19 protein-coding genes are annotated in these 18,500 nt (G+C 59.0%); 10 read left to right on the top strand and 9 right to left on the bottom strand.

Annotated elements, in window-relative coordinates:
• Positions 1 to 123: 123 nt before the first annotated feature.
• From ACWAT4_RS41135 to ACWAT4_RS41125, 3 genes are read left to right on the top strand one after another with little or no spacing between them, the layout of a single operon-like run.
• Positions 124 to 1,323: a HesA/MoeB/ThiF family protein gene (locus tag ACWAT4_RS41135; RefSeq protein WP_232995573.1), complete on the top strand. Its 1,200-nt coding sequence runs from the start codon at positions 124 to 126 to the stop codon at positions 1,321 to 1,323.
• Positions 1,277 to 2,881: a phosphotransferase gene (locus tag ACWAT4_RS41130; protein ID WP_128929562.1), complete on the top strand. Its 1,605-nt coding sequence runs from the start codon at positions 1,277 to 1,279 to the stop codon at positions 2,879 to 2,881. Before ACWAT4_RS41135 ends, ACWAT4_RS41130 begins: the two co-directional genes overlap by 47 nt.
• Positions 2,882 to 2,890: 9 nt before the next feature.
• Positions 2,891 to 3,451 (top strand): DUF6527 family protein, encoded by a 561-nt coding sequence (locus ACWAT4_RS41125; RefSeq protein WP_128929563.1) that lies wholly within the window; start codon positions 2,891 to 2,893, stop codon positions 3,449 to 3,451.
• A 297-nt stretch (positions 3,452 to 3,748) separates the two neighbouring features.
• Here ACWAT4_RS41125 and ACWAT4_RS41120 read toward each other — a convergent pair whose 3' ends face one another.
• Both ACWAT4_RS41120 and ACWAT4_RS41115 read right to left on the bottom strand, forming a co-directional pair.
• Positions 3,749 to 4,018 (bottom strand): WGR domain-containing protein, encoded by a 270-nt coding sequence (locus ACWAT4_RS41120; RefSeq protein WP_128929564.1) that lies wholly within the window; start codon positions 4,016 to 4,018, stop codon positions 3,749 to 3,751.
• Between the two features lie 266 nt (positions 4,019 to 4,284).
• Positions 4,285 to 4,878 carry a Cap15 family cyclic dinucleotide receptor domain-containing protein gene (locus tag ACWAT4_RS41115; protein ID WP_128929565.1) on the bottom strand — a complete coding sequence of 198 codons (594 nt, stop codon included), beginning with the start codon at positions 4,876 to 4,878 and terminating at the stop codon, positions 4,285 to 4,287.
• Here ACWAT4_RS41115 and ACWAT4_RS41110 point away from each other — a divergent pair.
• A complete protein-coding gene (locus tag ACWAT4_RS41110; RefSeq protein WP_128929566.1) occupies positions 4,877 to 5,329 on the top strand; it encodes a hypothetical protein in 453 nt (150 codons plus the stop codon). The two genes, ACWAT4_RS41115 and ACWAT4_RS41110, sit on opposite strands and share 2 nt — an antisense overlap.
• Before the next feature lie 12 nt (positions 5,330 to 5,341).
• Here ACWAT4_RS41110 and ACWAT4_RS41105 read toward each other — a convergent pair whose 3' ends face one another.
• The 4 genes from ACWAT4_RS41105 to ACWAT4_RS41090 all read right to left on the bottom strand — a co-directional run bounded on the left by ACWAT4_RS41105 (position 5,342) and on the right by ACWAT4_RS41090 (position 8,232).
• Entirely contained in the window at positions 5,342 to 6,460 is a 1,119-nt protein-coding gene (locus tag ACWAT4_RS41105) for a nucleotidyltransferase family protein (protein ID WP_128929567.1), read from the bottom strand.
• Complete coding sequence (locus ACWAT4_RS41100; protein WP_210214794.1) at positions 6,441 to 6,749, bottom strand: Cap15 family cyclic dinucleotide receptor domain-containing protein; 309 nt, start codon at positions 6,747 to 6,749, stop codon at positions 6,441 to 6,443. The genes ACWAT4_RS41105 and ACWAT4_RS41100 overlap by 20 nt, the downstream gene beginning before the upstream one ends.
• The gene (locus ACWAT4_RS41095; protein WP_371825247.1) at positions 6,653 to 7,120 is read right to left on the bottom strand and encodes a Cap15 family cyclic dinucleotide receptor domain-containing protein; all 468 of its coding nucleotides are present in this window, start codon (positions 7,118 to 7,120) and stop codon (positions 6,653 to 6,655) included. The genes ACWAT4_RS41100 and ACWAT4_RS41095 overlap by 97 nt, the downstream gene beginning before the upstream one ends.
• A gap of 128 nt (positions 7,121 to 7,248) precedes the next feature.
• Complete coding sequence (locus ACWAT4_RS41090; protein WP_164934236.1) at positions 7,249 to 8,232, bottom strand: CBASS cGAMP-activated phospholipase; 984 nt, start codon at positions 8,230 to 8,232, stop codon at positions 7,249 to 7,251.
• Between the two features lie 192 nt (positions 8,233 to 8,424).
• On the opposite strand from ACWAT4_RS41090, the gene ACWAT4_RS41085 reads away from it, so the two are divergent.
• The 3 genes from ACWAT4_RS41085 to ACWAT4_RS41075 are packed head-to-tail and all read left to right on the top strand — an operon-like array spanning position 8,425 to position 11,703.
• Positions 8,425 to 9,573: a CBASS cGAMP synthase gene (locus tag ACWAT4_RS41085; RefSeq protein WP_128929569.1), complete on the top strand. Its 1,149-nt coding sequence runs from the start codon at positions 8,425 to 8,427 to the stop codon at positions 9,571 to 9,573.
• Entirely contained in the window at positions 9,566 to 11,254 is a 1,689-nt protein-coding gene (locus tag ACWAT4_RS41080) for a ThiF family adenylyltransferase (protein ID WP_164934235.1), read from the top strand. The genes ACWAT4_RS41085 and ACWAT4_RS41080 overlap by 8 nt, the downstream gene beginning before the upstream one ends.
• On the top strand, positions 11,251 to 11,703 hold the full coding sequence (locus ACWAT4_RS41075) for a Mov34/MPN/PAD-1 family protein (RefSeq protein WP_128929571.1): 453 nt from the start codon (positions 11,251 to 11,253) through the stop codon (positions 11,701 to 11,703). The genes ACWAT4_RS41080 and ACWAT4_RS41075 overlap by 4 nt, the downstream gene beginning before the upstream one ends.
• 28 nt (positions 11,704 to 11,731) lie before the next feature.
• Here ACWAT4_RS41075 and ACWAT4_RS41070 read toward each other — a convergent pair whose 3' ends face one another.
• The gene (locus ACWAT4_RS41070) at positions 11,732 to 12,628 is read right to left on the bottom strand and encodes a hypothetical protein (RefSeq protein WP_128929572.1); all 897 of its coding nucleotides are present in this window, start codon (positions 12,626 to 12,628) and stop codon (positions 11,732 to 11,734) included.
• 617 nt (positions 12,629 to 13,245) lie between these two features.
• Positions 13,246 to 13,827: a hypothetical protein gene (locus ACWAT4_RS41065; protein ID WP_128929573.1), complete on the bottom strand. Its 582-nt coding sequence runs from the start codon at positions 13,825 to 13,827 to the stop codon at positions 13,246 to 13,248.
• Positions 13,828 to 13,984: 157 nt separating this feature from the next.
• On the opposite strand from ACWAT4_RS41065, the gene ACWAT4_RS41060 reads away from it, so the two are divergent.
• From ACWAT4_RS41060 to ACWAT4_RS41050, 3 genes are read left to right on the top strand one after another with little or no spacing between them, the layout of a single operon-like run.
• Positions 13,985 to 14,983 (top strand): hypothetical protein, encoded by a 999-nt coding sequence (locus ACWAT4_RS41060; RefSeq protein WP_128929574.1) that lies wholly within the window; start codon positions 13,985 to 13,987, stop codon positions 14,981 to 14,983.
• Positions 14,977 to 15,465, top strand: coding sequence for a hypothetical protein (locus ACWAT4_RS41055; protein ID WP_128929575.1), 489 nt, complete (start codon positions 14,977 to 14,979; stop codon positions 15,463 to 15,465). The genes ACWAT4_RS41060 and ACWAT4_RS41055 overlap by 7 nt, the downstream gene beginning before the upstream one ends.
• The gene (locus tag ACWAT4_RS41050) at positions 15,462 to 17,180 is read left to right on the top strand and encodes a hypothetical protein (RefSeq protein WP_128958738.1); all 1,719 of its coding nucleotides are present in this window, start codon (positions 15,462 to 15,464) and stop codon (positions 17,178 to 17,180) included. Before ACWAT4_RS41055 ends, ACWAT4_RS41050 begins: the two co-directional genes overlap by 4 nt.
• Here the strand turns inward: ACWAT4_RS41050 and ACWAT4_RS41045 are convergent.
• Positions 17,155 to 18,336 carry a radical SAM/SPASM domain-containing protein gene (locus tag ACWAT4_RS41045; RefSeq protein ID WP_128929577.1) on the bottom strand — a complete coding sequence of 394 codons (1,182 nt, stop codon included), beginning with the start codon at positions 18,334 to 18,336 and terminating at the stop codon, positions 17,155 to 17,157. The genes ACWAT4_RS41050 and ACWAT4_RS41045 overlap by 26 nt on opposite strands.
• Positions 18,337 to 18,500 lie beyond the last annotated feature (164 nt).

Here is an 18,500-nt window from a genome sequence, read left to right as displayed (position 1 = left end):
GCCGATCTCGACTTCGTCCGGCGCTCCGTGCTGGGCGGTCGAACCGAGTTATGCTTGGTCTTGATGTGCGGCAGAACGTCTCGGGCCGACGGTCGTGCAAGGGTGTTGGTGCGAGAGGTCGTAGTGCCCGCTGAAGACGACTACACTCGGCGCAGCCAACTCGAAGCAGAGCTGCGGCCTGCGTTCATCGCCAGGTGGGCAAAGATTGCTGCGCGGACCAAAAGTAGCCTGGTGTTTGTGCATAGCCATCCCGGGAGGGCCGCGCCCGAGTTTTCGCGCATTGACGATGCGGGCGAGGAGGTTCTCGCACACTTCTTTCGGCATCGAACCCCTGACTTGCAGCATCTGGCCCTTGTTGTGAGCGACGGAGGGTATGCATGTCGCTACCTTGGAAGCGACCGACATCTTCGTCTGATTGCGGTAGGGGATGATCGACGAGTCCTGTTTGATCCCAGTCGATCACACGACCCTTCCGATCTTTACGATCGGCAGGTTCGGGCCTTCGGTCGTGCCGGGCAGAGCATCCTCCAAAGCCTCAGGGTGGGGATCGTGGGACTTGGTGGCACGGGATCGCTGGCTGTGCAGCAATTGGCTCACCTCGGCGTCAAGGAGTTCGTTCTAGTTGATCCAGATGACGTCGAGCTGACTAATTTGAACCGCTTGGCAGGGTCCGCATCTGCCGATACGGGGCAGGCCAAAGTCGCGGTGGCCGAGCGATATATTCGCGCAGTTCAACCTCGTGCCGTAGTCACCTCTTTTCAAGAGAACGTCGTCTTCGTCGAAACCGCAAAGAAATTGCGAGACGTTGATGTGCTGTTTTGCTGCACCGATTCACACGGTAGTCGAGCCGTCCTTCAGCAATTAGCTTATCAATATCTCATTCCTTGCATCGATATCGGGACGGTTATCGCCGTTAAGGGGGGCAAGATCACTCACATTACCGGCCGCGCCCAGATGCTGTCGCCTGGATTGGCTTGCCTCACCTGCGGTGGCCTCTTGGACGGTAACGAGGTCCGCCGCGACATGATGTCGGAGGCCGAGCGCAAGCAGGATCCTTATCTCGTCGGCGCTCGTGAACCTGCGCCCGCGGTGATCTCGATCAACAGCACTATTACCTCGCTCGCCATCACCATGTTCTTGTCCGCTGTTGTCGGCGTGCCATCGCCGGCGCGGCATCTTCTGTATGATGGTCTGAGAAGTCGCCTCCGGTCGGTCAAGGGTGAGCCCGTCCAGGACTGCATCGTCTGCTCGCGGGCAGGCGTTTTGGCAAGGGGCGATGGATTGGCTCTCCAAGGCCGTCTCGCTCAAAATGTCAATCGTTGACGTTACAGCTTTTGGTCGGTCGGAGGTTGGCTGGATCGGCGCCGATCCCCCGGCTGAGGCTAAGGCGCCGTTTCAAGACCGCGGCCTCACGATCAGACAACAGCAGATTACCGCTTTTCAGCCGATGGAGCCTGCTCTGTTGGCGAGCCTTGCCGCCGTCGTAATCGTCCAGCAACAAGATTACCCATCAAGATTCCAGCGAATCGTTCGAAGCTGCCTTAAGCACCTGCTTGATTACGAATGCCGCGTCTTTGTCGTGCCGTTCGGCGTTGCTGGTCTTCCGCAAGTGTATAGATGTCTGGAAGAGGCGCGTGTGTTTGCCAGCAACCTTCCGAGCGACGTCCTGCGCAATCAGTTCACGTGGCAGAGATCATTGGGCGATCCGATGCCTCTCCCCCCGCTGCCGCACGTCACCATCTTGTCGCCCATTGCCAATTGGTCGGAAGCGGCCAACTTCTTGGTTCGGCATCTCCCCGGCGAGGCCGTACAAGAGTCTGTCAGTTTCAGCTTCGCTCCCGAATGCGAGTTTGGAGAGAACGACGCTGGTGTTGGCCAAGTCCTTCTGAAGCGCGCATTCAGAGGTTACACGGCCGTGCATTTCAGTCCAATGACCGAAGGCCGGTCCGGGGCTGCCGTATACCGTGCCTACCCGGTCTTCGGCGCCTTTCATACTATGCCGCGTTTTGTCAAACTCGGTGATCGCAGCAAGATCTTTCAAGAATTTCAGAATTACCAATTGAATGTCGAGAAATACGTGCCTTTCAATCTCGGGCCGCGATTGAACTACGATTTATGCTGTCTCGGATCGACACGCGGTGTGCTGGTCGGCGATCTCATCGAATCCTGCGAGAGTCTAAGGCTTGCCGCACGGAGCGGCCGGGCCGGGCCGGCAATATCGTGCCTGTTCGATCGAACGCTGCAAGCGTGGTATCGAAATATCGAACGCCGAGATACGCCACTTTCGCAGACCCTGGGTCCGCGCTTTCCAAAGCAATTTGACCGGCGCCGGATGCAAAGGGCGCGATCGATCGGCTCGAGATGCGACCGCGATCGACTGTTTACATTGTTCGAATACTGCGCAAGTTCTCCGGTGTTATTCGCAAAGATTCATGGCGATCTCCACGTCGACAATGTTCAGGTGAGGGGGCACGAGGCGCTCGTCATCGACTTCTATGCCAATCAGGATGGACCGCTGGTGTGGGACATAGCGACCTTGGAGGCCAGCCTATTGGTCGATGCCTTCGATAATCATGAGCTCTGGTCCTTCGATGAGTGGTGGAGGTCGATTGAGCAACCGTATGGTGGTAAGCCGCTCGACATGCTGCTCGGGCACGGTGATCCGCGCGATCCGCATCGCTGGTTTCACGAAGCCGTGCGACAGATCCGGCACTATGCCGCGCGTGTCGCGTCAGCAGATCAATACGGAGCGGCTCTTGCACTGGCCCTTCTGAACAAGGCGGCCAAAGATCCAAACCTGAAAGGTCCTGAGGATGAGCGTCGCGCCGCTGCGTACGTGTTAGCAGAGCGCATTCTCAACAACAACTTCGCACCGCAGTGAGGCGAATTCATGGGCATCGTCATTCTCAACTTTCGGGCGAAGGTTTCTTCACGAGGCGAGGCGGACCAGCACCTGTCGAAACCCGGCGATGCTGTCCTGGTCAACCGCGGTGGTCCACGTTGGCTTGTGTTGTCCTGTCCTTGCGGTTGCGGCGAACGATTTCCAGTCAACCTCGATCCAAGAAGTGGGCCCGCCTGGCGTATCTACAATGCGGAAGGAGGAAAAATGAGTGTGTTTCCTTCTGTTTGGCGCGATACCGGCTGTCAAAGTCACTACATCATCTGGCGCGGACGTATTTATCTGTTCGGATCAGACAATGATGCGGAAACAGACGCTGGTATTGCATTGGACGATTTGCTCGAGCCAGTGTCGAAACGATTGTCGTCCGCCGCTTGGCGGTCATTTGTCGAGGTCGCCGATGACCTCGGAGAGATCCCTTGGGACGTTCTGGAGGCCTGTCGGACCCTCGCTCGCAAGCGGGTGGCCGAGGAGGGAACTGGCAAGCTGAGAAGCCACTTCCGTTTACGTTCGGCCTTGGGAAGGACGGACAAGGTCGACTTCACGGCTTGAGAACGTTTGCTTCAAACGGCTGCGAATATCGAAGATAAAATAGTCAGCTCGCGTACTCGTCACTTGATTGATCAGCACGAGAGCGCGTTGGGGCAGGGCAAGTTGGGTTGAATTGCTGCGCTGGCAAATAGCTCGTTCTGCAAATGCTCGATACTAAAAGAGGTTGTGATCGGCTAGGATTACTTGGATTCGCATAATGAAGATTATGGAATACTTTTGCAATTCTTGCGAATAGGACTGAAACGACCTTAGATTACTTTGATATACTTATTTCGGCTTTTCGTCCAGCCCAGCATCTCACGCCGGGTCACAGCTTGACGAGTGCCGCTGGACGTAACCACGACTGGTTTTTCGCCTGAGCCAACACTCAAGGGCCTCGACGGCCTGCGCGTGACCATCGAACAAATCGAGCCGCCGTCGACCGCGCCCACCGAGGCGCCCCCATTCACGCACCAATGCCGTATCGCCAAACAGCGTCGGCTCGATCGTGAGCACATAGAACCGCGCCATGTTACGGGCCGGATCGCGACGCTCGAGCACGAGATATTGCACGGTGAGTTCGGACATGCGCCAGAATCGCAATTACCGAATCGACCGTCCAATTAAATAAATGAACCGATCAGGGCCTAAGATTCAGAAATTTCATTGTGGCAACAAACGCCGAGGCCAAGCGTATCCGCTTTCCGCCGATGACCCCGTCAAGCGCCGCCCGATAGAGCTTATGCCGTTGCGTCGACAACTGCGCCCAATCGATTGCGAGGCCTTTAGCGGTACAGCCCGGTCATGGATGCGCCCACACCCGCCGATCGCAAGATCGGGCGCGGCATCGTCGCCTAAAACCAGGCGTGCCTCTCCAGTTTGAACTCGGCGATGCCATTTGTCGGCTGGTCCGTAAAATATTCACCGCTTAAAGTCTTCGTCCCCGACATCCCAACACTCATTATAGCCACGCCTCGATAAATCGTAGGAAGCCCAGGCTTAGTGTACTCAGCCTTCCGTCGATTCTCGAAGACGTAGTACACATGGTATTGCGTGCCGGTAGGATCGCGTGTGGCTACAACCGCCAGCGTAGTCGAGGTCGATTCCCTGGTTTCGAGGACAAGAGACATCCCGCTCAAGTGATGTCGGATCGTCAGCGTGGCATCCCTGAGCTCCTGCCTGTCGGGTGGACCATAGCGCAGCACACCGGTCCACCGGCCACCCAAATAGGGGAATGTCATACGCTGAAGTATCGGGATAGCACGCCATGCCCCGTAGATGACGACAGCAAGAGCAGCAGGTATGCCAAAGACATACCTGGAGAATATCCAGACGTCTTCGTAGGTGTTGCCGGTGAATACATCGGCAAACTTCAACCCTGCGAATATCGCTATCGCCAGACAGACGACTATCGTAAATAGAAGCCGGGTCTGAAGAAAGTTGATCATGTCGAAGACCGAAGCCGCGATGACTGGAATAGACGAAATCTTCAGGATTCTGGCTGGACGTCCAGCAGCTTTCGATCCGCTGATTTGCTGTCTCTACCATCAGAATAACCTACCACGTTTCGCCGAGCCAATGCCGCGCGATCCTTCCCCCGAGGTGGGCCAATTCCTCGACCAGAATTTTGCGGAGACCGTGCGAGCAGCAATCGCTTTTAACGAGGCGATTCACGATGGAGCGATCATGGCTGCCGTAGATCATCATTCGCGCTGTACCATCACGGGGTGGTCCTACCGCCTCTTCCCTCCCCCCTCAGAGATACCCCCACCTGTCAACAAAGGATCGGCGTTCAACAGTTGCGTGGCGATGTCCCTCGTTCCCGGGATCCTGGCTCTCTACCTGGTCTCCAAGGGCACGACGTGGAGATTCGAACGCGGCAGCGTCAATAGGCTTTAGCGGCCCGACGACTTAACTCGGTATCTCGATCGACTCGATGGCGCCTCGCGCCACCCCCCAGGGTATGCCCAGATCGAACGTCAGTTGCGGCTTCTGCTCCTTGGCGACGTTCTTCACGAGATCATCGATTTCATGTGAGAGCGCCTTCATGCCTTCGTACTTCTCCTGTGTGTCGAAAATGAACCGGGAGCTGTCCGGGACGCGCAACTTCTTTGCTTCTTCAGGGTTGTGATACAGGTAATCCAAATGTCGCTGCACCTCCGCGAGGACCCGTAACTCGTAGAGATATCCGATTTTCAAGGCCGTCTGATCCGCGTGATACATGGTAGCGGCTATGTCGAAGCTGGGGAAATTGATCTTGGTACCCTCCTCGACCGCATCAGCCTTGACGTTCTTGCAGAGCCGTATGGCCTTCCTCAGGCCGCCGAGACACGAACTGCAACGATCTTCGATCAGCTTTATGTGTTTGAATGGGAAGTTCTCGATTGTCTTCGGCACTTTGCGATCGAGAATAACAACTCCTCGGTCGTGAATCTGTCTAGACTGCTGGTAGACGACGGTATCGTACCAGTGGGACGGAACAACATCCACCGGTCGCGCCAGAGACCCTCCAGAAACGGCGACCGCCTTCCCACCGGACGTATCGACGTCGGCGGCTGGAAAGTTCAATGGCAGGATCTTCTCGATCGAGGAACGTAGTTCGCCTAGCACTCCAAGCGAGTTGCGCGCCGTGGGAACATAGGTGCCTGCCGCGGGCCCCGACGAGTGGAATATGAGGAAACCGGTCTCCAGCACGAGCAGATCGACGTCGCTGACTCCCCGGATATGGACGTTGAGGGGCACCGACCCCTGAAGCCGAAATTCGACCGAATCGATGGATTTCTGGATTTGGTTGCCCACGCGCTCGGCCGTTTCGACACTGATTCTGGTGTACTCAGGTCCCACCTCCTGCATCGCGCCAAGCGCATATCGCGTGTAAGCATGCGACGGAGCCCTATTCTGCCAGCTTTCCGCAGCCAAGCTCTTCGACAACACTTCCTTGCGGGAAGCCTCGTTGAGTTTTCCAAGACGGTCGACGCCCCTGCGACGCAGGCGCAGTTTGTTCAGTCGACTATTGATGTCCCTTACCATGGTCCCTCTTCAAACTAATCGTGCCAAATGTGAAGCGGCCGTGACCGTTGAAATACTCGCCCTCTGCTGATTCCAGATCTTTCGAGAAAATAAGCATGCAGGAACCGAGATGGCTTCTTAAGTCCACCTCTCCGATAGCCGGGTCGTTCCGATAGTTGTACAGAAGCCTATATCCCTCTGCGTCGTCGCAGATCAGGGCTGCCCAATGCTGTCGGAGCCCGATTGATCCGTCTTCAGCCTCACTCGGATCTTGTCCCAGGTCTGAAAGATCGTGAGGGTCGCCCTCCATGCGTAGCCGAGGCTCCCGTCGGGCTTGAGGCTTCGTCCTTCGCAGGACCAGCTCCCAGCGAGATCCGGGACCTTCAGCGCCGCATTCAGAAAGGGCCATCGCCACGCGTACCGATCGAGCGTCCAATAGAGCGCCGCAAAGACCATGCCCGCACCGACGAGGGAAAGGACCGATGGTGGCAGGTTGACATTGAGCCCGAAGCGGTTCGCCACGTCGACCACGGAAAGCAGCGTGAAAACGATCGCAGCCGATACCGACGCGGCGATCAACGTTAGGTAGCGTCCGACCTTGGCTCGGTTCAGTCCACCGTGCAACGAATAGTCGTGTTGTTTCACTTCAACGTTCCATTTGGCAAATCTCGATTGCGACACATTGACCGAAACTTTAACCTCGATGATCCCGCACTAGCTTTCCGGCCCCACGAGTAGCTCGCATCTCAACCTGCTCGCGGCCTTCAGGCAATCTGCCGATGTTACGCGTTGGATCCCTCTTGCGTAGTTCACACGTGATAGAACGTCGGCTTGGTAGGCCGATGTGCCAACATATCGATGACGCGCCTATCGTTGCACAGCGCTTGATAGCAACCGTCCGCCATCCCTAGCAGGGTCTTCCGCCGGCTCTCGGTCGCGAGGTCCATCCCGAGATCGGAAATCTGCTCGGCGGAGGGCTGCTCGTCGAACCTGATGTAGCGATCGCCGAGCTGATGCTTGAGCATGAAATCGACCAGCTGTTGCTGCGAGGAAATGATGGTCGATGGAAGCCGGTTGTTCTCGAGCCAGTCCCTTTGGCCGAAATTGCGTCCCGCCGACGTCGGCAGCGAGAATTTGCTGGTGGTCGTGCCAATGCTCATCACCGATACGTCCTCGATCTTTTGATCCAGGAACTGGACAGCTTCGTGCAGCGCACAAAGGTCAGGTGCGTTCGCGACCACGCCGCCGTCAATGAAATAGCTGTTCCCGATCTCGGCCATCGGGAAGTACAGCGGCGCGGCCGCCGTCGCCATGGCGATGTCCGCGGCCTTCACCTTGTAATCGGTCATGAACCTCGGATTATGCGCGGTCTTGAACATCTGGACGCTTCCCTTGGTCATGTTGACCGTCGGAACAAGCACGCGCGTCTTCGCGTCGCCGAGCTTGGCGTCGGCGCCGAGCACGCCCTCGATCTTGCTCCGGAGCACCGTACCGTCGTACTTGGGATGTCGCCACTCGAACCACCGGGCCTGCATTTGCGCCAGCCGGCTTTTCGGCGTCTCCCCGCGGGGGAATATCTCTTCCCCGTGCTTGAGAAACATCTCCTGAATCGTCTCGGCCTTCTTTCCCATCGCCAGACCGAGGGCGATAATGCCGCCTGCCGATGTCCCCGAGATCAGGTCAAAGCATTCGTGAAGGGGGCGCTTTGCCTGCTCCTCCAGGCGCGCCAGGACCGAACTTGTGAACAGGCCTCGAAAGCCACCGCCGCTGAGAGCAAGTATCTGAAAAGTCATTGCAATCTCTAGTTTCGGAGCACGCTGTGGCATCGGAGATCCACCGAGGCTCGGGAATCCCGTATGAAATGTTCATTTTCTGTTCTACAATCTAGTGGACTCTCAAGATAGAGTCTGATTCGCGCGGTTGTGCGACTGGAGGGCATTGTCCACCGTCTAGATCTCCCTCGCTTTTCCAGATGGAGATCGGCCATGGCCAACGTCTCGAAAGTGCTGCACGCGTCTGGCGACGCGGCGTGTTTCCTGAAGAACCTGAACATCGCCGATACCGACCGCGCGTGCCTCATGGAAGCGCGCGAGAAGGTTCGAGATTGCCTGCGCAAGACGTTCGCGGCTTTGACCAAGCAGGAGCTCGGCGTGACAGTCCATCCCCGGTTTTTCACGCAGGGCAGCTTCGCATATCGGACCATCAACGATCCGTGCTGGACCCCGCCGCAGCAGATGGACCTCGACGACGGCGCCTACCTCCCGATGACGTTTATCCAGGGCGTACAGCGGCCTTCCGTCGCCGCTACCGCCTTCTTCAAGGTGGTTGACGCCGCGCTCGAGAAGCTCGCGAAGGAAGAAGGCTGGCAGTTCGGGAAGAAGCCGACCTGCTCGCGGCTGGTGATCTCGTCGAACTCGCACATCGACGTGCCGCTGTACGCGATTCCAGATGCGGAATTCGAGAAGCTCGAGAAGCAGATGAAGTCGTTCGACGCTATGGCCCGCGATGCGCGCGTCGACAGCGATGATCGTTGGGACGCGCTGCCGTCGGACTGCGTCCTGCTCGCCCATCGCGAGCACGACTGGATCTCGTCGGATCCGCGCAAGATCCGGGACTGGTTCGTCGAGGCCATCAAGATCTATGGTCCGGTGCTTCGCCGCGTCTGCCGGTACCTGAAGGCCTGGCGCGACCACCACCGCCCCCATCTCGACGACGTATCGTCGATCCTTCTGATGGTGTGCGCCTTCGAAGCGTGCGAGGACCTCGGCCGTCCGAACGTTCCCGGCCGTGACGACCTGGCGCTGCTGCGGATCGCCGAACGTCTTCCGCGCCTGCTGGAAGGCCCGGTCTACAATCCCACCGACCGCGACGAGCGCGTCGACGGCAGACTGAGTGCGGCCAGCCGCCGTATCGCGATCGACATGGCCAAGAAGTTCGATGCGGAGCTCACAGAGATCGTCGAGAAGTGCTTCGATCCCGAAGAAGCCATTGAAAGGCTGACCGCATTGTTCGGTGACCGCATTCCGGATCAGATCGATCTCGTCGACGTCACCAAGGCCGCGCATGCCGAGATACGCTCGCATGCTCCGAGGATCGCCGCCGCCCCCACGGTCGGCAAATCGACCAGTGCCTGAGCGGGACGACGATTCTGTCCGGCGCATTCACGACGCCTTCAGTCAGCGCAACTTCCGGCGCGACTTTTCGCGTCGTGGCCTTCACTACATCGGCCTTCTCGACGAGACCGGACTCAAGGTCCCGGCGGTCGTATCCGTCGACGACCTCGACTTCATCAGGCCTCCGGTCATTTGCCTGACCGACCCGGAAGCGGGATCGAAGGGGCAGGTCCCGCATGTGCTCCGCTCGGACGGCACGTTCTGCTATCTCGACCGCAAGAGCGTCGTGCTCGACCGCTACAAGCCCGCCGAGACCATCATCCAGTGCCTCGAGCGTGCGGACCAGGTGCTGCGTGACGCCGTAAGGGGCCGCCTGGTCGACGACCTCGCCGAGGAGTTCGGCGGCTACTGGTCGGACGGCGAGGTCTTGGTCGATCTGCCCCCTTCTTTCGAAGGCGACGCGAAGGTCCACATCCTCAGGCTGGACCGCGATCCGGAGCACAAAACCATCGTCGTCTCCCACGACAAAACAAGTTTCGCGAAGCTGCACCGGAGGAACACCGTGAAGGATCCTGGTCCAGGTATCCTTTGCCCGATAATTCTGGTGCCGCCGCTTTCGTTCGATCCGAAGCTGCCGTGGCCGCCCAAGGATCTGGCGCAGCTCAACGGCTGGCTGAAGAAAATGGCCCCCAATGCGCTCGGATCGATCGAAGCGGCGTTCGCCAGGACGAAAGATCTCCACATCCAATGGATCTGCCTGTCCGCGCCGAACGGAAGGTTCTTCGTATCGGCGGAGATCGCCAAACCCTATCGGACGCCGGAATTCCTGAAGAACAGGCGAGCCAGCATCGCGCGAACGCTCGATCGGATACCGGCCGCTGTCGAAATTTCGGGCTATGTGGGAGTCCCCGCCGATGAAGGCTATGTCTTTTCGAGGAATCTCGGTCACATGAAGAACCTCGCAGGAAAGCGCATCCTGCTGATCGGATGCGGAACGGTCGGCGGATTTCTTGCGCAGCACCTGGCTCAAAGCGGTGCCGGCGCCGGCGGCGGAAGATTGATGCTCGTCGACGACGACGAACTCCAGGGCGCGAATCTCGGCCGGCACCTCCTCGGCGCGCCGTATCTCACGTGGAACAAGGCCGAAGCCTGCGCCGATTTTCTGGGCCAGCAGCTGCCGCACCTGGACATCGGGTTCAGCTGCGATTCGATCATGAAGCAGCTGGCAATCCTGCAGCGGTACGACCTGTGCATCGATGCCACAGGCGAAGAAGCGCTGTCGATCGCGCTGAACGACTACGCCGTAAGAAAGCGTCCTGACTTCCCGCCGATCCTCTATACTTGGCTCGAAGGAAACGGTGCCGCCGCCGTCGGCTTCATGTCGCACGATCCCGATCTCGCCTGCTTCAAGTGTCTGAAGGTTGAGCTCGCAGGCGAGAAGAGATTCCGGCTGCTACGCGAGGGAGTGGAAATCGAGACCGCCCGGAATCTCGCGTGCGGAGACGCCCACTACATCCCCTTCCCCGTGTCGCGGGCGGCTAGCGCGGCCGGCCTCGCGTGCGACATGGTTCTCGATTGGGCGAACAACGGCGAGCGTCATCGCTGGCGGTCTCTCACGATGGATCATCGGACCGCCAACGAGGTGAAGGACGGCAATCCCAAGCGGGTCGTCAAGTGTCCCGCCTGCGGCGGAAGCGCATGATCTTTCTCGCGAAGGGCCGTCTGGTGACCCTCGCCGACGCCGTCGCGCAAGAGCTCGCGCGCTTCGCGGCTCCGCCGGAGTCGGATCGCGAGGCCGGCGGCATACTTTTGGGACGCTACCGAGGCCCGCACGTCGAAGTATTGAAGTGCACGACTCCGATGCCGGAAGACCGCCGCACCCGCTTCGGATTCGTGCGGCAGGACAAGGGCCATCAGGAAATCGCGAGCAGAGAGTGGTTCGAAAGTGGAGGGGCCGTGAACTTCGTGGGCGAGTGGCACACCCATCCCGAGCGGCATCCAACGCCGTCCTGGGTCGACCGGCGGTCGTGGCGCAAGCAGTTGCGAAGGCACAAGTCCGACCCTTTGGTATTCATCATAGTCGGTACAGCCGCGACGTACTGTGAGATCGGCTCCGACGGGCACCTCGTCGCCATGGGCAAGATCGGTTGAGCCGGCGCAAGCGCTGATCTCCCGCAAATCACAAGCCGAAGTCCCAGGTAGGCGAGCCGAAATGAATTCGGATCAGCCTAGTGAGTGCGGAAACAGATTGCGCGCTTCCTGCGATCAGCTTCAAAAGCCTCTTGCCGTCATCCATTTTATCGACTGCGAAGAGCGCCAATGCGCCCTTCATGACGGAATCGCAATCCTCGTTCGAGGCGACCGATCCAGCATATTCCACCTGATTGAAACCGATCGACAACCAGGCGCTGGCCATGTCGAGGAGCCGATTCCTTCCGCTGCCATCCGGTTGCATGTGTTTGTCCAAGGCGTGGACTCCATGCGCCAGAACGTAGGACAAAAGCTTGCCTGACGTCGTCTGAGGCGAGGGGTCTGCGATTTTCTCGAAGCAATCCGGCTTGGTTCGACAGTAATTCTGGTGATGCCGGACGAAGTCCAATCCCGAGATGTCCGACAACGGAAAATCATCCGCAACCATAAACTCTGAACAGAAATCCGGATGCCACCGCCACTTCCCGTCGACACGCCTCAATGGGCCGTCATCCTTCTCCGGATCGTACTTCGTCACCAACGGCGAAGCGATATCCTCGAACGCCATGAGAAAACGGAAGGCCGGCGGGTGGTAGTTCGGCATCGCCTCGACCCAGTAGATCTTCTTGTGTTTGACGAGTTTCTCCCAATCGAACTGAAATTCGACGGTCCCATAGAGTGACCCCAGCGACCAATTATTGGCCGACAGCCAGGTGACGCTGATGCGTGATTTGTTGAGCCGGCTCTTGTCGAAGACAAGCCCGGACTTTATCCGTCCGTCCTCGATGATCCGGCGGGCGACAGGCAGGTGCACGATATGCCGCACGGTAGTGAGTTCGGCGTACTTGTCGGCAATCTTGTATCGCTCCCATTCTGGCTGGGGCATTTCAGTCCTCGGTTGTCTTCGAGCTCCAAGTGTCGGAACCTGCCCTATCTATCGAACGAGAGGGATCGTCCTTCCGTCAGATCGCCAAGGAACGCGGCGCAACGCGATCTATCGGAGCATAGAGCAGACCGTCTCCGCCGATCTGAACCGGTCCGTCGCTGCGGCGCGCCCTCGCGTCGAGGCGTTGGCCTGCGAGAGCTCTCCGGATGACATCCGCATCGACCCCTACGAACCGGATCGAGTTCGGCATCGCTTGGGCGAGGGTCTGAGCTTGACCGAGGGGAAACGGCAGCACGCCAAGCGGCCCAACGGGTACGCCTAGATAGGTGGCGGAGTCCTCACCGTCAGACCCGAGGAACGCTCCCTCCAGAGGCCTGTTGCCGCCGGCAACGTGCTCCGCCAAGAGCTGCGATGCCATCTCGCTGAACCCCATGCCGGCCAGAAGGTAGCCGACATGAGCCCGGGCAATGTCCTGAACTATATCGTCCCGTTCGTGGGCCGACGGGGGTTCGCCGTGCGTGTCCGGATCCAGCACGTAGAGGAAAGCACCTCGTGGTGGGATTTCGACCCCCCAACGCGACATGACCGCCCAGCCCTTTGCGCGAACCGCGGTCCAGCTATTCCTTCCCGGCCACGTTCCGCAATCTCTCGACCACGACTCCCTTGAGTTGGCCGTCGGCAGTTTTTATAGGACCAGGCAACCCGGTGCCGGTGCCGTTCGATGCCTGACTGGTACCCTTTGCCTCGGCGACCGCAACTCGACCCGATCCGGAGCCGCAGATCCAATCCGGAAGCTCGGTCCCCTTTCCGGCTAGTCTGGTGACACGCAGACGCTTCGAGACGTTCGTTGGATCTCCGTCGATCGGTGTGAACCAATCGAAACCGTGGTATCGGGCGAGGTAAGCCCGGGCGAAAAATCGCCCGAACAACCCCGAAAACGCGCGCCGCATCTCCTTGCCGCGGCCAGGCCCCTTGCCCTTCCAAATGAGTCCGTCTCCGCCGGGGACGAGGAGCTCTTCGAACAGCAGGGCCAATGGCCTGCTCGATCCGCCACCGGTCTGAAGGAGCTCTCCGATGGCACATGCGGCCACGAAATCGGTATCCACCTCGCATTGGCCGCCGGGACTTATGCCGGAAAGCAACTCCTTTGGGCAGGCGCTGGGCGGCCGGACTACATAGCGAATCTTGTGAACGCTCATCTGTCCCCACGCCCCTCACAAATCTCCGTTAAAATCTAATACCATGCACGAATGTCGCAGCCTTTCCTCCCGCGCGACCATGGATTCACTTAGATTGCGCCGGACTTGTCCTGCAAGCGAAAATTGAGCAAAATTCTACCGTGCGGAGACAATCGACGTGGATGCATTCGTTTTTCTGAAGGGATTGCCAGCCGTTCTCGGCATCGTGGGCTTCTTCGTCTATCTCTGGGCCGGCCAGTACCGCATCGGCGGTGACCTCATGAAGGGCGTCGTCGATAAGCTGCGCGCCGCTCCAAATGTCGACATCAAGGATTACGCATCGCTCACGCCGACGCGCATCGGTCAATTGATCGAACGGGACACGGCCGTCCGCAGTGTGGTGAACGATCAGGACGTGAAACTGATCCGCCTCATCGTCATTCTCCATAACGTCTTGACCTTGATAGTGCTTCTAGTCTGCGCCGCACTCGTCGGCCTCGGCATTTGGCTCATCGCAAGGCCTGAGCCCCTGTCAATCGTGGCCAGACCGCCCGTTGCCGCACGTGCGAACGCCGACCTCGCGCTGACCGTTCTCGATCTGGTGAAGGTCGAATGGGATGCGAAGGGGCTGACCGAAAGCGTCAGCGTTTTCCTAGAGAACGTCGACACGAATGCGAGAACGAGCAAGAAGGCGGTATTGGCGGACGTCCGGAGCGTGACTTTCAGTGCCGACGATCTCCACGACGTCGCGAGCAACCGGAATTATCGCGGTAAGAACCGGGTACGCACGGTCATCGAATGGAGTGGACAAACCGTACATTCGGACATCGCGGATATCCTCGTTGGAATCAAATACAGGCTGATGGTCGGTGGGAAGCTGATCACTCCGCAGGGAAGCCGGTCGATAAATACTCTTTTGGCTACAATCGACGACAGTACGGAGCAGATGCCACGAGAATATTGCTTTTCGGTCGACTTCGCCGGCTGGAGCCACTCGAACTCGGCCTTAGTGGCTCCCCTCAAAGCCTGCAACTCCAAGGCGGAGGTGAACCTGCCCTTCCTTCAGCAGGTCGAATGGGGCCGCCCACCCGGCCTTGTTCTCAACGATCCTCTGGCCGACAGACCTATTGCTCGGCTGTGCATTGCCGCGCCGCAGCATTCCGGCAACAATTGCTGACGGACCATGTCGATGGCGGCACCTGCACTGCCTTTCCTTGGAGAGAGATCATGACGGAAGTGAATAGTGAAAACCTCAAGAAATGGGCCCTTGCTATCGTCGCCGAGGTCGAGCCTGACGACACGTTCGTCGTGGAAGACGGCTTCGATGCGCTGGTGGAAGAATGGCATCGCGCGGACGCACAGGATGAGGGCCGCTTCATCGGCGGGGCCGAAGTCGCGACTTTCGCCGCCATGGTCGCTCCGTTTCTTCTGGCGTTCTTCGGGGACGTCGCCAAGGACGTCGTGAAGGACAGAGTAAAGACGGCCATAGGGTCCCTGCTCGATCGGGTGCTGGATCGTCGTGCCAGGAAGGACGACGTGGAGAAGCTTCGCAAGGAAGTGTCGTCGGCGATCAATAAGAGCCGCTTCTCCGCGGCCGAGAAGGCTAAACTCGAGGCCGGTTTCGCCAAGCTGTTTGCCAAGGTTGGCCCGAAGAAATGAAGGGGACCCATCCCAGGAGTTTGCTGCGCCGCCTCGGCATTTCCGACGGCCCCGCCGCGGCGGCGATCATCATCTCGGTTTGTCTGCAGTATCTTTTTCTCGCAAAATTATGGGAGGGCTACCCGATACGGTACATGGGCGACGTCATCCATCAGAACGTCGTGCTTTCGATGATCGGCCTGACCGTGCTTGGCGCGATCGTCATCGCAGCTGCATCGCTGTACCGATGGCGAAACGGAACGAATGCCGCGTCGAAACTAGAACGACTTGCCGTGAACCCGTCCTTCGATCCCATCCGATCAACGCTGGAGCAGATCGCGGCACGTTCGACCCTGCGTTCGCAGCCTCGCCTCCTGTACACTCCGAAGAACGGTGACGCGTTGGAAGCCAGAGAACGCGTGACGCCGTCCGGCGATGCGGTCGTCGTCGGTCTCAATCAGCGTGCTAGACAACGCGATCAACCACGTGCCTTCGAAGCCATGATTGGGCATGAAGTATCGCACCTCGAACTTGGCGAAACCTGGCTTGAAATTTGGGCAAGACGCGGCATCCTCCTGCATTTTCGAACGCTCGGCTGGGCGGTCGCGATATTCTGCCTGGTGCTCGGTTTCATCGATCGCAGAGGCATCGGCAGCCATCCCCCTTTCGGAGGCTTCATTCCGGTCTTCGATGGCGCTATCTTTGCCGGCCTGTCCTCCCAGTTCGCGGTTCTGATCCTCTCGAGCGCGATCGTTTTCGTCTATTCATACTTCTTCGTCGTTCGCCGCGAGCACATCCACGATTTCCGCGGCTCCCAACTTGCCGGAACGGACGCCTTGGCCGACGTCTTCGCCGCCCAGCAGCCGCCGGCGTTCCGGCCGTTCGACGCCTTCAAAGATTTCTTCAATCTGCATCCTGATCCGGCCGCACGAACCCGCGTGATCAGAAATCGTGACCTGATCCTGATTTCGGTGATCCTGTATCCGTTGGTCATGTCGGGCTTGCAGCCGTTGACATTGTTGCTGACGGCGGGCTGGCGCGACTTTTTCGGCGTGGCGAGAGAGGCTTGGAATTTCGGCCTGACTGTCGCCTCCGGCCTCTTCCTGTATGCCGTTCTGCGCGCTGATCTTGCAAGGTTGGGTTTGGGTCTGCTTTTGGACCCACGTCGGTACGCCCTGTTCGTTCCGATCTACGCTCTGGTCGCGGGTCTAGCCACACAGATCCCGCGCATCGTGCTGGAAGTCCTATACGGCTGGCGTCATGAATTTTCGCTCGACCAGATCGCCGATCGGATTTGGAGCGGAACGCTGATCGGGGGTGCTCGCATCGCGCTCATGACGGCCGCCATCCTCGGCCTGCTCGCCTTCCTGAACGGCGTCCGCATCGCCGCAACCGGCGAAACAAGGCCGGGCAAATGGAGCGCTATAGGTGACGCGGTTGCCGCCATTCTGGTGGTCGGAGCGTTCACCATCGCAAGCCTATCGAGCCTTCAGTTCGCTATCGGCGTGCTGGCATTCTGCGCGCCTCTGATCTTCGCTTATGCAATATTGTTTGCATTAGTTTGTCGATGTCTGGACTGCGGTCGCAGGCGCACTTCTGCTCTGCGGCTGTCGACGCGATGCAGTTGCGGGAGGGACCATTTGTCTCTGCCAAAGCTTTGGACTCGACATCCATTCGAGGTCCAGCTGTCGGTACCGAACCAGGTGGACATCAAGGGTCGAGAGAAGCCGGCCTAAACTGGTCGGACTCGGCGAATGTGAATTCGCTTTCCTGGAGGGCCACTCCGAATTGCCAGGCGATCTTCTGCGGCAAAGCTTTGCGCCAGTACAAGCTCTGCTCGTGCAAGGAATGCGAGTCGCCTTCCAAGTGCTTCTTCGGACAGCCGCCCCAACAGACCGGAAGGAACGAGCAGCGGCTGCAATTGGGCTGCCGCGTTGGGTCGAAGCCGGTCCACCAGGCCGCATCGCGGCCGGGCACCATGTCGCCTCCGGCACGGCGGATGGCGACGGGGCGGTCCTTCTCGCCCACTTGAAGCCCGCACCGATAGTGATTGCCGTCCGCTCCGATCACGATCGAATCGTTGGCCAGCGCTGCACAAACGGAGGTCCTTGGCAAAGGATAGAGCGAGCGGGTTGTGGTTTCGTCGAGAGTTGCTTCGTCGGGGACCATCTGCCGGGACCGTTCGCGAAGTCTCTCAAACTCTTCCTCAGAAAGCTTCGTGCGGCTAAGAAATCCGGCGCGCTCGGAAAAGTCGGATATCCGTGCGAGTTGAAAAACGCACGGAAACGCTCTGTCGAACCAGCCGCGGTCCTTGCAGAAGGCGATGAAGCCGTCCAAATCGCATTGGTTTCCGTGATCGGCATTGAACCTTACGTCGACGCGTACCACCTCGAGCAATCCGTCGACCACCGCGGTCGCCTGATCGAACGAGGAGACAGACGGATCGGGCGCCCTGCCCCTTCTATATCGGCGTCTCTTGTCGTGGTTCGGTTTGAGGCCGTCAAAGGAAATCTGCACCTGCCGGAGGCGGTGTCGCCTCACGAAGCCGGCGATGTCGTCCGGCCAGCATGTCCCGTTCGAAATTACGGAAGCGGAGTAACTTACCCCGATCTCCTTGCATAACGATTGAAGCGCAGCGGACGCTGCATCGATGAAATCGACGTTGAGGAGCGGCTCTCCGCCGTACCAGTCGACGTGAAGGCTGTCCTTACCCGACGCGACAAGGCGCTGTCGGGTCCAATCGACTATCGCCGGAACATCGCCTTCTGCGAGAGCATCGCGGGATCTCTCTTCGTAGCAGTAGTAGCAACCCAGGTTGCAGTCCTGCGTCGTCGTGAGGGTGATGACCATAGGCGTCCGTCCACGCGCATGCCAATAGCGCTCGCGGATCATGTCTAGCTCGTCGAATTCGTGGTCGACGAGAAAGCCCCCTCGCCGTAGTGTGGCGAGGAGCGTACGCGGGATCGTCTTGGCGGCGACCCTCCGCGGAGGACCGCAAAGCAGCTGCGCAAGCTCGCGCGCGTCCTGGCCCGACAGCCGAACCGAAGCGCCCGTAC

It is taken from the genome of Bradyrhizobium sp. T-1 (assembly GCF_053592855.1).
The sequence above is the reverse complement of the archived record's forward strand: the minus strand, read 5'-3'. Positions and strand labels throughout refer to the sequence as shown.

What these genes read in the sequence shown, in the direction of transcription:
- ACWAT4_RS41065 (WP_128929573.1), bottom strand. Translation starts at nt 13,827, where the DNA reads ATGAGCGTTCACAAGATTCGCTATGTAGTCCGGCCGCCCAGCGCCTGC.
- ACWAT4_RS41070 (WP_128929572.1), bottom strand. Translation starts at nt 12,628, where the DNA reads ATGCCCCAGCCAGAATGGGAGCGATACAAGATTGCCGACAAGTACGCC.
- ACWAT4_RS41120 (WP_128929564.1), bottom strand. Translation starts at nt 4,018, where the DNA reads ATGTCCGAACTCACCGTGCAATATCTCGTGCTCGAGCGTCGCGATCCG.
- ACWAT4_RS41075 (WP_128929571.1), top strand. Translation starts at nt 11,251, where the DNA reads ATGATCTTTCTCGCGAAGGGCCGTCTGGTGACCCTCGCCGACGCCGTC.
- ACWAT4_RS41125 (WP_128929563.1), top strand. Translation starts at nt 2,891, where the DNA reads ATGGGCATCGTCATTCTCAACTTTCGGGCGAAGGTTTCTTCACGAGGC.
- ACWAT4_RS41115 (WP_128929565.1), bottom strand. Translation starts at nt 4,878, where the DNA reads ATGATCAACTTTCTTCAGACCCGGCTTCTATTTACGATAGTCGTCTGT.
- ACWAT4_RS41100 (WP_210214794.1), bottom strand. Translation starts at nt 6,749, where the DNA reads ATGGAGGGCGACCCTCACGATCTTTCAGACCTGGGACAAGATCCGAGT.
- ACWAT4_RS41130 (WP_128929562.1), top strand. Translation starts at nt 1,277, where the DNA reads ATGGATTGGCTCTCCAAGGCCGTCTCGCTCAAAATGTCAATCGTTGAC.
- ACWAT4_RS41105 (WP_128929567.1), bottom strand. Translation starts at nt 6,460, where the DNA reads ATGGTAAGGGACATCAATAGTCGACTGAACAAACTGCGCCTGCGTCGC.
- ACWAT4_RS41050 (WP_128958738.1), top strand. Translation starts at nt 15,462, where the DNA reads ATGAAGGGGACCCATCCCAGGAGTTTGCTGCGCCGCCTCGGCATTTCC.
- ACWAT4_RS41045 (WP_128929577.1), bottom strand. Translation starts at nt 18,336, where the DNA reads ATGATCCGCGAGCGCTATTGGCATGCGCGTGGACGGACGCCTATGGTC.
- ACWAT4_RS41090 (WP_164934236.1), bottom strand. Translation starts at nt 8,232, where the DNA reads ATGACTTTTCAGATACTTGCTCTCAGCGGCGGTGGCTTTCGAGGCCTG.
- ACWAT4_RS41110 (WP_128929566.1), top strand. Translation starts at nt 4,877, where the DNA reads ATGTCGAAGACCGAAGCCGCGATGACTGGAATAGACGAAATCTTCAGG.
- ACWAT4_RS41085 (WP_128929569.1), top strand. Translation starts at nt 8,425, where the DNA reads ATGGCCAACGTCTCGAAAGTGCTGCACGCGTCTGGCGACGCGGCGTGT.